Origin of the sequence: Candidatus Nitrospira nitrificans (genome assembly GCF_001458775.1) — a bacterium.
Lineage (GTDB): Bacteria > Nitrospirota > Nitrospiria > Nitrospirales > Nitrospiraceae > Nitrospira_D > Nitrospira_D nitrificans.
Genome location: NZ_CZPZ01000023.1, coordinates 122,485 through 136,159, shown reverse-complemented (window position 1 = coordinate 136,159; position 13,675 = coordinate 122,485). Strand labels below are relative to the sequence as shown.

Below are 13,675 nucleotides of genomic sequence, written 5' to 3'. Positions count from 1 at the left end.
CCGGTCTCCCGGCTTTTTCATGATCTGCGGCATGGTTGTATACTCCATCTCGTCGAGAGGCAAGGGGTACGGCTTGAATTACTCCGGCAGGTCTTCCAGGCCCACATGGGCGCGAAGACGGTTGTACTCGAACGCCGGTCGGCCACATCGCTGACGGCCCGGATCATGCTGGGCCATTTCATCAATGAGGGCACCGACCTTGCCGCGCGTGGCGGCGGATGCGGCGGCATGGCGTGGCGTCTGCCCGCCGAGCGCGAGGTGGGGCTGATCCGACCATTCCAAGTAGGCTTTTTCCAGGAATTGGTTGAGCAGCGTCCGGTCTTCCTCCGGCGGCACGACCACCGGCGGCGGCTCATCGGACATGAGTTCGGCTATCGATAATTTCCGCGCGGGTGGCACGAGCGTCTCACTGCGGAAATGCAGTGAGAATCCAAAAGAGGCCGCGAGTCGATGCTTGATTTGGTCGAGTCGCGCCGGGCTATCGCATTCCACGATGAGCTGAGACGACGTCAGTGTCACCTTCGCGACGATCGCGTCGGTCCCGCCGCTCAAATCCCGCTGGACCCATGTGCGAGCCGGAGGGATTTCGTCGCTCTGGCCTTGTCCGCCGGACTGCGGCGCCACCTGCTCTGATGCAAACTCGCTCATCTCGGACAACCCATCGCCGAAGAACCGATACTCATGGTGATCGTACAGGGCCACCGCATAGAGATAGGGCCGGCCATCGGGGCGGCGATAACGAATATGGACGACGGCGTCCACCAACGCGTCCGTGCGGAGCCGCGCGAATGCCCAGAGAAACATATACCCGAAACGCTTGGTAAACTCCCTCCACTCCCCTAACGCAAAGGATCCGGTGGTCATCTCCATGTCTCGGCGCCATTCCGCGGTCATCTCGATCAGCGCCTTCGCATCGGCCTGAGACAAGACGATTCCGCAGCCCGCCCACACCGCGTTGCCTGATCCGCCGCCGTCCGGAGCGACGACGAGGCGGGTCAGCAACACCTGGCCGGCCGCAAGGTCGCTGATGGATTCATGACCGGGAACCACAAATGCGGTTCGATCTCCGAGCGATCGCACGGTGAGCTGTTCCCCGGGCCTCGGCGGGGAGGTCGGTTCCAGCATGTCGAGATAAGAATGTTTCAAGGGATCGAGCCACCGGCGCTCCTCTTCGGGGATATGTTCGGTGATGACGTCCCGCAACTGTTCGATCAGCGTCAATTGCCCGTCTTCAGGATAGTAGTCGCAGAAGAGGTACAGTTTCGCGAGTTCCACTTCCTGCTCCAGCGGCGCGACGATTCGCCCTGCTCCGCCTTCCAAATACGAGTTGAGCGCGCGTGCGTAGGCCACCTCGCGTTGCATTCGAAATTCAGGCTTGAGGGAGAGGCGTTCCAAGCGCGCGAGGAGCGCGTCAAGAGGCGCGGGCCGGGGAGTCCAGAACCCCGTTGCTTGTTCACTCGCGAGCTTCATGTATTTCTTCCATGACGATTGCCTCGGCATCAAGCCAGTCTCGAAACGCGTTGCCCTCTTGACGGCCGCGCCGTTCCCACAATTCATACGCTTTCTGCGAGATCCGTTCCCACATGCCGTCCGGTCGTTCAATGGGTTTCGCGGCTCGACCGATCTTGGGGGCGACTCGGCCTTTCGCTTTACCGGTTGTTGTTTTTCGCGTTCGCATGACTTGCTCCTGGGTTAAACATTGGTCGGCATTGATAGTCCCGAGAAGACACGACGATGGTCTGGCGGGAACTTCGGGCTCCGCACGGTGAGAACAGGGCACGAGGATCTCCGCAGGACGGACTCCGCGACACTGCCGAACAACGCATGAGACAACCCCCGGCGGCCATGCGTCCCCATCACAATCATGTCAACCGATTGAGCTCGAGCCGCATCAAGGATGGAATCGACCGGCAGCCCCCCCGCCATCCGGCAGTCGGACGCAAGACCGAGGGACGTGAGCGCGGAGACGAGATCCGATAACCGTTTCGTGATGGCTGTCTTGCTCGATTCCCGCTGGGCCATATGGGGCAGCGTAAAGTCCAACCCGTACGACACCGGTTCGAGTACGTGAAGAAGCGTCATGGAGAGGTTCGCCCGTTGCGCGATCAACGCTCCATATTCCAGCGCGCCAAGAGAGCACTCTGAGAAATCGACGGGCACGAGCATTCTCGTGACCGAGACTTTCAGATTGTCCTCTGCCCGCTCTTTCGCCGCCGGGACCGTCAACACGGCGCAGGGCGCCGTCCGAATGATTCGCTCAGCGGTGCTTCCCAGCAAAACGTGCTCAAGACCGGTCTTGCCTCTCGTTCCAACCACGATCAGATCCGCTTCTTCAGCCCCTGCGACGGCTATGACTTCTTTACTCGGGATTCCGGTTGCGATGCGCGACCGGACTGATAGCCCGAGGCTACGCGCCCGTGCTGTGACATCCACCAGTCTGGTCGTTGTTTCCTGCATCAATTCATCGAGGTACAATCGATTCACCGCATAGTCCGGGTTCATCCCCGGCGGAAACTCCAGCACGCTCATCACGGTCAGCGAGGCCCCCCACGATCGGGCGAGCGCACAGGCATAGGCCTCTGCCCGCGCCGATCCCTGTGACCCGTCGGTGGCAAAGAGAATGCTCAATCCCCCTGCAGGCACAGTCACACCGCCTCTGCGTTCAATAGAAGCAACTCTCCGCTCATCGTCGGGTGAATCGAGCATCGAAAGACGTGCCTGCCTGGTCGCGTCATGTCGAATCGGATCGTGGCGTCCCGTTTCGGATCGAGAAAGACACCCCCCACCCCGCGTCCATACACGATCACCCCGTCTTTTTCAATCTGCGTCGGAATCCCTTCGAACATGGTCGAGCTGAAATCATGTCGCTCCGCGTCTTCATTCCGCACCTTGATGACCGTGGGAAACCCCAAGCGCAACGAGCTTTGCTTCGTCACGAAACGAAAATCCTTGATCGTCACCTCCACCGTTTGTTCCGATTGCGCCAGCAGGGTTGCGCCATAGATCCAGGCCAGACACGTCATGGATAGAACCATCCCCACGCTCCGCCACCGAACCTGATTTCCTCTCATATCATGCTCTCCTCTCTCTGTTCGTCAACGCGTTGATTTTTGCCGTGGGGCGGATGTGGGAAGCGGCACGGTCAAGACGGGACATCCGGCCGTGCGAACGACTTTTTCCGCCGTGCTGCCGAAGAAAATCTTGTCCACGCTGCCGGACCGGCCGCCGTAACTTCCGATCACGACCAGATCGATATCCCCCGTGCGCGCAACTTTGGCGATCTCGACAAAGGGCGCTCCCTCCACGATCAGGCGTGTGATCTTCACATCCAGGGCTACTTTCGACTCCAACAACTGCCTCACGTTTAGACGCGCATGATGGCGTAAACGGCGGCGCTGTGGCGCGGCATCGGACGGAACAGCCAGCAAACCCAATCGATTGAATGCGGCAAGCGCGCTGGTGTCGATCACGTGCAGAACAAGCAGTCTCGCCCCACACAGCCGCGCGACCTGACAGGCAACCCTGAATGCTTCGTCTGAACAGGGGGAGAAGTCCACAGGAACCAGAATGGCCTTGAAGAGATCTCTCTCATATTCCATGCACGATCCTCCTGACCTACGATTTGAGCTTGAGCAAGGGCGATGCCACCCACGAAGAGCTTCCGGAGATAATGAAGAGGTTGGAGAAACCACTGATTTGCAGTTGGTTCCTTTCGTGATCAGCTACTGGCTATGGAGCCACGTCTGGAAGCAGGGGCTCCCTGCTACAGCAGCCATTCGCTCCCTGTGGCAGAAGGCGCCATAGGATGTGACGCGTGAGAAGTGAAAAGTTGAGGCGAGAAACAAGTGTCTCTAAACCGCCCCGGATTCCTTTCACATTTCACGTTTCACGTTTCCCGCCTAGGACGGCATTGGACTTGCTGAAGAGCATCTATCGAGGGGAAGAAGAATGACACGCGCGCAGTGGCTCCTCATGGGAGCAGTAGGATTGGGCCTGGCGATCGTGATCTATTTTGTCTTCTTCTGCCCTGCAGATTGTCGGTAAACTAGAAGGAGCGGGATGGCGACTGCCGCAGACCTGATGACCCTGAACATTCCCCGAAGCGACAGACACCGCACAGTGGGAGACATGGTCGCGGCGCTTCGAGACCATACATGGGACGAGGTGGGGCATATCTACCTTGTTGATGATCAAGCCACGCTCGTCGGCCAGGTTCCGATCGAGCGACTGCTCCAGGCGAAGGAACAGACCTACCTAGCGGAACTCGAAGGCTCCCCTCCAATCGAAGTCTTTCCTGACGATGCGGCCGAGACAGTCGCGCTGCGCGCGGTCGAACGGCATGACGCCGATGTGGCCGTCATCGACAACCGTCGCCGGTTGTTGGGCGCCATTCCGATCGGAAGGCTCTTGGCCCTGCTGCATGAGGAACATGTGGACAATTTCTTGCGAATGGGCGGCGTAAGCCGAATGGACCATCTCCATTTGTCGCTCACCGCGCAACAGACGCTCACCGCTGTGCGCTCGCGTCTTCCATGGTTGATGGTCGGCCTGGGCGGAGGATTCTTGGCCAGTGGCGTGGCCTCGGCGTACGAAACCTCGCTGAAGAACGAAGTGGCCCTCGCGTTCTTTCTTCCCTTGATCGTGTATATGGCCGATGCCGTCGGCACCCAAACGGAAACGGTCTTAGTGCGTCGGTTGGCCTATGGAAAAGTGTCGTTGTGGGAACAATTAGCGAAAGAATCCGTGATCGGCGCATGCATCGGCGCGATCGTCGCAAGCGTGGCAAGCGGAGGATTGTGGCTCTGGAACGGACATCCGGCCTTGGCGATGGTCGTGGGAGCCTCGCTGGGGGTGACTGCCGTCGTCGCCACCATAATGGCCAGCCTCCTGCCCATGGGATTGGCGCGTCTCGGGGCGGATCCGGCTCTAGCCAGCGGCCCGGTGGCGACCGTTGTGCAAGACATTTTGAGCGTGGGCATTTATCTGATGATTGCGACGGCCTTGCTGCCCCTATGATTCATATGTGAGCGGACAGCAAGGCCGTGACAGAAAGGGATGCTTATGAAAATCTTGCTCGCAGTCGATGGTTCCGACAACTCGTATGAAGCCGTGCGCGCTTTGAAATACCTGGCTCGTGCCGAGAAACTGCACATCGTGCACATACTCGATGTCCCGAGTCCAGCCTATCCCATGATGATGCCGGAAGTGGCACAAGAACTGTACGAGACGGTTGAGCGCAACATGCGCGATGACGGAACTCGTTTATTGGATCGCATCGTGTCGTTGCTCCCATTGGATGCCGGACCGGTGATGAAGCATTTGGTCGTCGGATCTCCGGTGGATCAGATCGTGGCCTTGGCTGAACAGCAAAAAATAAATCTCATTCTGTTGGGCGCCCGAGGCCTTGGACCGGTCAAAGAACGGCTCGTTGGAAGTGTCTCGCACCGAGTGCTGACATTCGGGCCCGGCGCGAAACTGATTCTTCCCGGCCCCTTGAAAGCGCTTCATCATATCTTGCTTCCCCTGCAAGGGAGCTATGATGCAGACCACGCGCTCTCCTTCCTTCAACAGAAGCCCTTTCGCCATCCCCCCACGATTACGCTGTTCACCGTTCTTCCCCATACCAGGCCACCCTGGCCGGTCGATGCGGTCTCGGCCGAGCACATGGAAACCCATTCCCTCGGCAAAGCGAAGGACTTCCTTGAAGATATAGCCGCCAAGCTCAAAGCATATGGCTACCAAACCCGCGTGGCGACTACGTTAGGCACCCCGGTCGAGGCAATTCTTCAGGAAGCCAAAACCTTGAATCCCGACCTTATTCTCGCGGGATCCCGTGGACGTCGCGGCATCACCCGCATGGTGCTCGGCAGCGTATCCCATGCGTTGTTACACCAAGGGACCTATCCACTCATGATTTTCGGCTGATTGTCGAAAGGGTGTACACCATGCCGATGTATGACTATAAGTGTCTCGATTGCGGGAAGGAATCATTGATCGTGGTAACATTGAAAGAGCATGCTGCAGGCGAGGTCGCTTGTCCTGGATGCGGAAGCAAGAAACTGCAGCAACTGTTCAGCCCATTCATCGCTCGCACCACGAAGAAGAGTTAGCAGCGTGTTGAAAAAGTCCGCCAGCGGCGTTCTCGCATCGTTCAGAGCCTCAACGTACCCCAGAGGGTACGCCTCGGCCCTTCTCTCGCTGCGGCCTTGCTGGACGAACTTTTTGAACACGCTGTGCGTTTTTCTCGCTCCAATTAGCTTGGCGCTGCTGTCCCCCATATACGCCCAGGACTATCCTCCAGACCGTACGCGCGGGAAAGCCGTGTACGAGCGGGATTGTCAAAGCTGCCATGGACCGAGCGGTCGAGGCGAGGGACCTGCCGCCGCTTCCTTGAAAGTGCCACCGACCGATTTTCAGCGCTTTCGGTCGTTCCTGAAATCCGATGAAGAGTTGCTGCGAACCATCGAACATGGTGTGGTCTTCAGCCCGATGCATTCCTGGCGCGGCCAGCTCACCGACGGAGAAATGCAAGACGCCGTGGCGTACATTCGCCTTCTGTCGCAACAAGGGCAACAATCGGTCCACTAAGGTGATGCTACGATTCTGTTTGCCATAGAGAACTATATTCAGCGGTTTCAGGCACGCGGTCTTCCCATTACTCTGGCCACTATTCGCTGCCCCACTCGGCTTGATCATCAAACTCGGCCGAACCGCGCAGGTGGACGGATTCCTGAGTCCCTGTGAGCGCTTGAGCCTATGCCGCTCGGATTTCCATGGCTTTGCCACGCTTAGCCCGGACAGTCGACCGTAGATCTAACATCGAAGGAGACCCAAGATGAAGCGTTTCTCCATATCGACCGTCTTTGCGGGAATGATCATCCTCATCGGACTCCCCGCCTCATGGGCCGAGGCGGCAGGCTCATCTGCATCCACCGCGACGTCGCTCGCGGTTCCCCTCTGCAAGAGCCCTTACAAACAGAAGTCCGTCCCTGCCAAGATGTTGGAAGCCCTCGTGCGTTCGCACGAACGATGGGTGGAATATCGAGGCAACCCGGATGCCAAGCGGATGGAGCTCTGCCAAGCGGACCTGAGCCGGACAATACTCGCGGGAGCGAGTCTCGAACGGGCCGATCTGGAAGGCACAGTTCTGCGCCAGGCGAAACTGTCCAAGATCAACCTCGCTCAGGCCAGCCTTGCCGGGGCTGACCTCACCAAAGCTGTCCTCGAAGACGGCAATCTCTCTGGTGCCGATCTACGCCGTGCCCGGTTCACTGGAACAAATCTCTCCCGTGCCATCGGCGATGAAGCTGCGCTCTTTGACGCAGTCTTGGTCGGCGCCAAACTACGCGAAGCCTCGTTCGAGCGGGCGCAATTGGAGGGTGCCGATCTCACTTCTGCCGACTTGACCGACGGCAACTTCGTCGAGGCGTATTTTTACGGAGCAACCCTGAAAGGTGCGATCCTGGTAAATACTGATCTGACAGGCGCCGACCTGCGCCGCTCCGTCCTGACCAATGCGAATCTGCATCGAGCTACTCTTCATGGCGCGCTGCTGGACCATGCGCAATTGGAAGGAGCCCGCCTCATCGAAGCCGACATGGAAAGCGCCTATCTGGACGAAACGAATTTGCGTGACGCAAACCTGAAGGGAGCGATTCTTCGCGGCGCAGATCTCCGGTACGCGGACTTGCAGGGGGCAGACCTGCAGGACGCCGACTTGGAAGGAGCCAACCTCGAAGAAGCTGCTCTGGGCAAGGCGGATCTGCACTCGGCGAAACTTCGAATGGCTATTCTCCATCATGCCGTCCTTGATGAGGCCAATCTCATGGACGCGAACCTCAATCGCGCGGTCCTGATCGGGGCCAAGGGATTGCGCATCAACTTCATGAACGGCGATCTAAGCGACATCTACGCTCCGAAATCCTCTTTCCAGTTTGCACAATTCAACAGGACCCATCTGGAATCGGCCAATTGGGTCGGCGCAGATCTTCGCGGGGCGAATTTCAGCCACTCCAACATGACTCACGCCAATCTTCAGGACGCGAATCTGCAAGATGCCATCTTTGTTTCCGTCAATTTGAGTGGTGCTCGACTGGACTCAGCCGACTTGCGTCGCGCGACCTTCACGGGCGCCAACCTCTCGTCCGTCATCGGTCTCACGCAGCCCCAACTCAATGCCGCCTGCGTCGACGAACGGACCAAATTACCGCCTGGTCTCAATCGTCCCGCTCCCTGCAGCTCTATTAAGAAAGAGGTGCGATGATTACAACGACGGACTTGCCACGTTGCTGCTGGACTTATTGACCGAAGAGGAAGCGGACGACCGACGCAAGGTGTTTGATATCGGCTGCTGGCAGATCGGCTGTTACCGACGAGAGGCCGGCTGGAAGCAGAACCTCGGCCCCCGCATCTGAAGATCGGATATTTCAGCGCCCGCGAAGAACCAGGTGCGTGAGAACAGGTGGCGGAGCATGCGACGCAGTGGTTCCGGCACTACTTGCACCTCACACGTAACCACCTTTCCATCAAATCGCAATAAAAGCCTTCTCAATACAGGGGCTGGTCAGCTAGCGAGTGATGGATTAACCCATTCCTAAGGCCGCTCGAGCATTTGACATACGCCATTGTTTATATCAAATTACCCCCGTCTATTTGACATAGCGAGGAGCCTTAGTTCAAATCAGAAAGACAAAGCCGGAAAACCTATGAATATCAGTGAATTCAAAGCAGGAGAGCCCGAACAACAATACGAATACCGGAGCTTTTTACCCACTTCGATTAACCGGGAATGGATCGTGTCCAATCCGGAAATCCTCACTCTCCTAGAAGAGGCTAATCGTCGGATTGGAGAGTTGAACGCGTTTTCTCAGCTCATCCCGGACGTCGATTTCTTCATCCGAATGCACATCACCAAGGAGGCCACCACCTCCAGCCGCATAGAGGGCACGCAAACGAATATTGAAGAGGCATTGGTCGGCAAACTCGATGTTGATCCGGAAAAACGAGATGACTGGCAGGAGGTACACAACTACATCGAAGCGATCAATTTTGCCATCGAAGAGTTGAGCCGTATTCCCCTATCCAACCGTCTCTTGCGGGAGACCCATGCGATGTTATTACGAAGTGTGCGCGGGAAGCACAAACAGCCTGGAGAATTTCGCACCAGCCAAAACTGGATCGGCGTCAGTCTCAAGCACGCCACATTTATCCCCCCCCACCACCAACATGTGCCAGACCTCATGAGCGATCTCGAAAAGTTCATGCATAACGACCAAATTCATGTTCCGCACTTGATCAAAGTTGCGCTCATACATTACCAGTTCGAGACTATCCATCCATTTCTTGACGGAAATGGGAGACTGGGCCGCCTGCTCATCGTGCTCTATCTCGTCGGTTTCAACCTTCTGCAGAAACCCGCACTGTATCTCTCCGATTTCTTTGAGCGTCACAAGGGCGAGTATTACGATCAACTGATGGCTGTCCGAACGACACACAAGTTAGAACCGTGGCTGCGGTTCTTTCTATTTGGCATGCGAGAGACGACCGCCCTCTCCATCCAAGTGTTCAAGGATATTCTGGCGCTGAAAGAACGCATCGAACGCAAGCACATGCCAACGTTCCATGCTCGCCGCCAGATCAATGCACAGACACTCATGCTATCGCTCTACAGGTCTCCAGTGACCACCATTAAGATGGTGACTGGCCTCATCAAAGCCGAAACCAACACCGCCGCCGCGCTCATCGACGACTTCGTCAAGCTCGGAATTTTGAAAGAGTTCACCGGTCAGAGACGTAACCGCCTCTTTATCTTCGACGACTATGTGCGGCTGTTCAGACGGTAACCTACTCCATCGTCCTGGTCCCATTGCACCTCTTCGAAGAGCCCGGAACTCTAGAACAGATGTCGGAACATGCCGGCGGGTGGTTTCACCAATACCTGAAAGCAGCGTGAGATTGGGAGGATCAGAACGAGAACAGTCCCCGGTTCCCTGAGCCGGAAGTGCGATAATCCACGAGGTCACCCACTCGGCGAGAGCAGGAAATCGAAGTCGGCTTTCGTCAGGACGCCTTGTCCGGAACCCCGCACCACGCCGGCCATGACCGCATCATACAACTCGAGCTTGCGCTGTTTGAGCGCCACCATTTTCTCCTCGATACTGTGGCGCATGAGAATCCGCACGATCGAGACCGTCTGCCGTTGCCCGATGCGATGCGCGCGGTCCGACGCTTGACGCTCCACCGCCGGATTCCACCAGGGGTCCAGATGAAAGACATAGCTCGCTCGGGTAAGATTCAGCCCCTGCCCTCCCGCCTTGAGACTCAAGAGAAACACGCTCGGCTGTTCACCGGTCTGAAACGCCATCACGCGGGCCTTGCGCAGAGTCGGTGCCGTGGACCCATCCAAGCGATGGTACGGCAACCCATGGCGGATGCATGCTTCCTGCACGAGGTCCAGAAAGCTGGTGAATTGCGAGAATACCAGGGCGCTGTGCCCCTCATCGCGCAAGACCTGGAGCCGCTCCACCAGGAAGCCGAGCTTGGGGGAGGTCTCATCGGTTTGCTTCGTAAGGAGGCGTGGCGAAAGACAGACCTGCCGCAGCTTGAGGATGGCCGTGAGCGCGATGAGCTGCGCCTGCCCGGAGGTCTTGGTGCGATAGGCGTCGTCGATCGTTGAGCGAACCTGATCGACGGTCTGTTTGTAGAGCGCCTTTTGCCGATCGGTCAACTCAAGAAACACTTCATGTTCGATTTTCGGCGGCAGGTCCTGAAGGATCTCGGCCTTGGTCCGCCGCAGAATAAAGGGCCGCGTCCGCCGCAGCACCTGATCGAGCGCGCGACCTTCGATACGTTTCAGATCCGTTTTGAAGCCATCGTACTCGCCTAAGAGGCCCGGCACGCACAGGTCCATCACGGAGAAATACTCGCCCAGATGGTTTTCGAGCGGTGTGCCGGTCAGGGCGATCTTGAAGCGCCCCTTGAGCCGGCGGACCGCGCCTGTCGTGTCCGCCCGAATGTTCTTGACCGCCTGGGCTTCGTCGAACACGATCACATGGAACGCCGTTCGCTCCAAGCTGTCGATATCCCGGCGGGCCAACCCATAGGTCGTGAGCACCACATCGCCGTCCCCGGCCTCGAACGTCCGCTCGCTCCCGCTATATACATGAACCGTCAAACCGGGCGCGAAGCGCGCGAGCTCCTGTTCCCAGTTGAAGAGCAGACTCGTCGGGACGACGACCAGATGAGGCCCCTTTATCCCGCAAGCGGTCTTGATGCATCCCTCCTTGATGGCGGCCAGCAGGCAGATGGTTTGGAGGGTCTTGCCTAATCCCATGTCGTCCGCCAAGCAGGCGCCGAATCGATGCTCGTAGAGAAACGCGAGCCAGGCGTAGCCGTCCTGCTGGTAGGGACGCACCTTTGCGTGCAGGGCCTTCGGCAACGGCGGCTTCTCGATCCGCTCGAACCCCAGCAATCGCGCCAGCACCGCCTCATCCTCAGCGGGCAGCGACACGGGGATGCCCTGCTCGCGCAGCGCCAGCCAATCGAGGATCCGTAACCGAGGCACATGCACGACCTGCGCTGTTTTTCGATCCTCCGTCGCATCACCCGTGAGGCCGATGATCGCGCGCAGCCGCTCCATGGTCTGCCCATCCAAGACCCGCAGACCGTGCCCGGTATCGATCATTCCGCCCTGCCGGACGGCCGCCCGCCATTCCGTCTCGTCGATCACCACCCCGTCGCAGCGAATCTCCGGCCGGATCTCGAACCAGTCGATCCCGGTCCCCTCTCGATCCTGACGCCCGACTTGGACAGTGCAGTCCCACTGAATGGGCCGGAGCGGCTTGTCTTCGTACAGCAATGTGATCCCGGCTGCCGTCAGCTTTTCCAAAAGATCCGGCAATCGCTGGAACAGCACGAGCGGGTCGATCCTCATCGCGTCGTACGAGGGCATGCCGCGAAACGCCTCTAGACCGAAGACCTCGAATGGAATCCGGTACAGCAATGCTTCGCGGTGTTTGTCGATCGCGCGAAGTGTCCACCGCCTCTCGTCGACCTGCAACCGTACATCTTGACCGGCGTACACCGACAGATGGTGTCTCAGCCATTGAGCGGCCTCAAGACGGATGCTTCTCGCCCAATCGGTCTGATCCAGCGCCGTTTTGATGCGACGATCTCGTTCCTTGGCCTCGCCGACCGTGAGCAACGCGAAGAACAGATCATAGAGCATGGTCTTGCGCTTCTGTGCCCGCAACGGCGCGGACACGGCTCGGCCCTGTTCCAACGCCCGGATGAAGGAAAAGGTCGAGGCGCTCGGAGCAAACCGGGCGTCACTGCGCCGGCATTCCGTCCGCAGCATCCATGCGGTGGTCGGCGCGCCGGCCTCGTCCGGGAGCGGCGCCAGAATCAACGCGTACGACACCTCCTCGACCCCCGACGCAGGGTCAGAAGAATGCACCGGCGCCTCGTTCCCATCCACGCGCAGCAGAAGATCGCGCAAGATCTTGTCGGCCTGTTCCTGAAGCAGATCGATCTGCGCGGACCGGAACTCGTTCCGTGAGACGGTGAACTCCACTTCATGGTGGAGGCCCTGCCATCGCCCATGGCCCCGGCCGTCGGGTAAGGTCACGGCGCACAACGTCCCGGCCGGTCCGCCCCCAGGGGCATCGGCGTTGAACCCTTGGAAACCGTTGCGTAACGCACGAAACGAAGCCCATCCGCTTTCATCCCCCAAGCAGAGCAAGCGGCGGCCGGTCACGTCGACCACGAAGCCGCGAATGCGAACGATCCTGTCGAGCGCCGTTCCGTCGGCGATGCAGACCGCGCGAATCCTCACATCATCACCGGCAAGAGCGATCTCTGTCTTGCTCCGACAGGTCACCGACGGAGTCCAGTCCAGGGCGATAGATTCCAGGCCGATTTTCAGCACGATCGGGAACCGGCGCTTGGAGACAAGGAGATAGCGCTGTAAGGGTTCGTCCCCATATCCTGACGAAAACCAAGACGGATTCAGGAGTGGACGCAGCTCCGGCGGTAACGCGGGAGTGCATCCTGCGGGAAGCCGCACACCGTTCCGATGGATCACAAGTTGCGGATACGGCTGGCCGACGTTGATTACGATTTCATAGCCCGACTCAGAGAGACCGCCCCCATTCCAGGAGGGGACCATCCCCTTGATGGAACCCGCCTCGGCGAGGTCGCCGAGCAGCTCAATTCGGAGCGCGGCCAGGTGCGCCTGTTGCCGATCGGACAATGGGAACGTCTCGGGCGACAGCAGATGTTTGGCGGCAAAGCAGGCGCAAAGGACATGTTTGCACAGCCAATCGAAATCCCAGGCCGGACAGTCACAGAACGAAGCGAGAAACCCCTCGTCGAGAGAAAAGATGACCTCGTACAGGCTGGTTCCCTGCACCTGCGCCGCGAGCATGGCGCCGTCCTTACCCCAGACATAGTGCTGAAGCCGTTGCTGCCGGTAGTAGTCATATCCCCTGAGCACCGTCTCTTTAGGGGCCATCGTGTAGAGATCGTTGACGGTAAGGGCGCGGAATGCGGCAACAAGGGCCGCCGAGGCGGAAGTAGGAATGAAGAGGCTCTCCTTCGTTTCAGAAAGGGGGCCACTCCCCCCTCTGCGACGGGACGCAGGCATCTTACTCATGGTGCGACACTATAGCGACCGGGA

Annotated in this window: 13 protein-coding genes; 7 read left to right on the top strand and 6 right to left on the bottom strand. The window is 58.6% G+C overall.

Annotation, left to right across the window (positions count from 1 at the left end):
- Positions 1–78 precede the first annotated feature (78 nt).
- From COMA2_RS13105 to COMA2_RS13085, 5 genes are read right to left on the bottom strand one after another with little or no spacing between them, the layout of a single operon-like run.
- Entirely contained in the window at positions 79–1,470 is a 1,392-nt protein-coding gene (locus COMA2_RS13105) for a P-loop NTPase family protein (RefSeq protein WP_090898928.1), read from the bottom strand.
- Positions 1,454–1,678, bottom strand: a complete 225-nt coding sequence (locus COMA2_RS13100; protein WP_090898925.1) for a DUF2934 domain-containing protein — start codon at positions 1,676–1,678, stop codon at positions 1,454–1,456. The genes COMA2_RS13105 and COMA2_RS13100 overlap by 17 nt, the downstream gene beginning before the upstream one ends.
- A 14-nt stretch (positions 1,679–1,692) precedes the next feature.
- A complete protein-coding gene (locus COMA2_RS13095; RefSeq protein ID WP_175304591.1) occupies positions 1,693–2,649 on the bottom strand; it encodes a universal stress protein in 957 nt (318 codons plus the stop codon).
- Positions 2,646–3,071 (bottom strand): cupredoxin domain-containing protein, encoded by a 426-nt coding sequence (locus tag COMA2_RS13090; protein ID WP_090898920.1) that lies wholly within the window; start codon positions 3,069–3,071, stop codon positions 2,646–2,648. Before COMA2_RS13090 ends, COMA2_RS13095 begins: the two co-directional genes overlap by 4 nt.
- Before the next feature lie 24 nt (positions 3,072–3,095).
- On the bottom strand, positions 3,096–3,599 hold the full coding sequence (locus tag COMA2_RS13085) for a universal stress protein (protein WP_090898917.1): 504 nt from the start codon (positions 3,597–3,599) through the stop codon (positions 3,096–3,098).
- A gap of 460 nt (positions 3,600–4,059) precedes the next feature.
- On the opposite strand from COMA2_RS13085, the gene COMA2_RS13080 reads away from it, so the two are divergent.
- The 7 genes from COMA2_RS13080 to COMA2_RS13055 all read left to right on the top strand — a co-directional run bounded on the left by COMA2_RS13080 (position 4,060) and on the right by COMA2_RS13055 (position 9,842).
- Positions 4,060–5,016 (top strand): magnesium transporter, encoded by a 957-nt coding sequence (locus tag COMA2_RS13080; protein WP_090898914.1) that lies wholly within the window; start codon positions 4,060–4,062, stop codon positions 5,014–5,016.
- A gap of 45 nt (positions 5,017–5,061) precedes the next feature.
- On the top strand, positions 5,062–5,925 hold the full coding sequence (locus COMA2_RS13075) for a universal stress protein (RefSeq protein WP_175304590.1): 864 nt from the start codon (positions 5,062–5,064) through the stop codon (positions 5,923–5,925).
- A gap of 20 nt (positions 5,926–5,945) precedes the next feature.
- Positions 5,946–6,110, top strand: coding sequence for an FmdB family zinc ribbon protein (locus tag COMA2_RS21340; protein WP_090898907.1), 165 nt, complete (start codon positions 5,946–5,948; stop codon positions 6,108–6,110).
- Positions 6,111–6,114: 4 nt separating this feature from the next.
- Positions 6,115–6,588 (top strand): c-type cytochrome, encoded by a 474-nt coding sequence (locus COMA2_RS13065; RefSeq protein WP_175304589.1) that lies wholly within the window; start codon positions 6,115–6,117, stop codon positions 6,586–6,588.
- Positions 6,589–6,835: 247 nt separating this feature from the next.
- A complete protein-coding gene (locus COMA2_RS13060) occupies positions 6,836–8,263 on the top strand; it encodes a pentapeptide repeat-containing protein (protein WP_090898901.1) in 1,428 nt (475 codons plus the stop codon).
- Between the two features lie 22 nt (positions 8,264–8,285).
- Positions 8,286–8,414 (top strand): hypothetical protein, encoded by a 129-nt coding sequence (locus COMA2_RS20925; protein ID WP_281176444.1) that lies wholly within the window; start codon positions 8,286–8,288, stop codon positions 8,412–8,414.
- A 291-nt stretch (positions 8,415–8,705) separates the two neighbouring features.
- Positions 8,706–9,842, top strand: coding sequence for a Fic family protein (locus tag COMA2_RS13055; protein WP_090898897.1), 1,137 nt, complete (start codon positions 8,706–8,708; stop codon positions 9,840–9,842).
- A 176-nt stretch (positions 9,843–10,018) separates the two neighbouring features.
- On the opposite strand, the gene COMA2_RS13050 is transcribed toward COMA2_RS13055, so the two are convergent.
- Positions 10,019–13,651, bottom strand: coding sequence for a DEAD/DEAH box helicase (locus COMA2_RS13050; RefSeq protein ID WP_090898894.1), 3,633 nt, complete (start codon positions 13,649–13,651; stop codon positions 10,019–10,021).
- Between the last annotated feature and the right edge of the window lie 24 nt (positions 13,652–13,675).

Bases quoted from the DNA above. Each gene is read 5' to 3' on its own strand.
- COMA2_RS13105 (WP_090898928.1), bottom strand. From the start codon at position 1,470: ATGAAGCTCGCGAGTGAACAAGCAACGGGGTTCTGGACTCCCCGGCCC.
- COMA2_RS13100 (WP_090898925.1), bottom strand. From the start codon at position 1,678: ATGCGAACGCGAAAAACAACAACCGGTAAAGCGAAAGGCCGAGTCGCC.
- COMA2_RS13090 (WP_090898920.1), bottom strand. From the start codon at position 3,071: ATGAGAGGAAATCAGGTTCGGTGGCGGAGCGTGGGGATGGTTCTATCC.
- COMA2_RS13085 (WP_090898917.1), bottom strand. From the start codon at position 3,599: ATGGAATATGAGAGAGATCTCTTCAAGGCCATTCTGGTTCCTGTGGAC.
- COMA2_RS13080 (WP_090898914.1), top strand. From the start codon at position 4,060: ATGGCGACTGCCGCAGACCTGATGACCCTGAACATTCCCCGAAGCGAC.
- COMA2_RS13075 (WP_175304590.1), top strand. From the start codon at position 5,062: ATGAAAATCTTGCTCGCAGTCGATGGTTCCGACAACTCGTATGAAGCC.
- COMA2_RS21340 (WP_090898907.1), top strand. From the start codon at position 5,946: ATGCCGATGTATGACTATAAGTGTCTCGATTGCGGGAAGGAATCATTG.
- COMA2_RS13060 (WP_090898901.1), top strand. From the start codon at position 6,836: ATGAAGCGTTTCTCCATATCGACCGTCTTTGCGGGAATGATCATCCTC.
- COMA2_RS13055 (WP_090898897.1), top strand. From the start codon at position 8,706: ATGAATATCAGTGAATTCAAAGCAGGAGAGCCCGAACAACAATACGAA.
- COMA2_RS13050 (WP_090898894.1), bottom strand. From the start codon at position 13,651: ATGAGTAAGATGCCTGCGTCCCGTCGCAGAGGGGGGAGTGGCCCCCTT.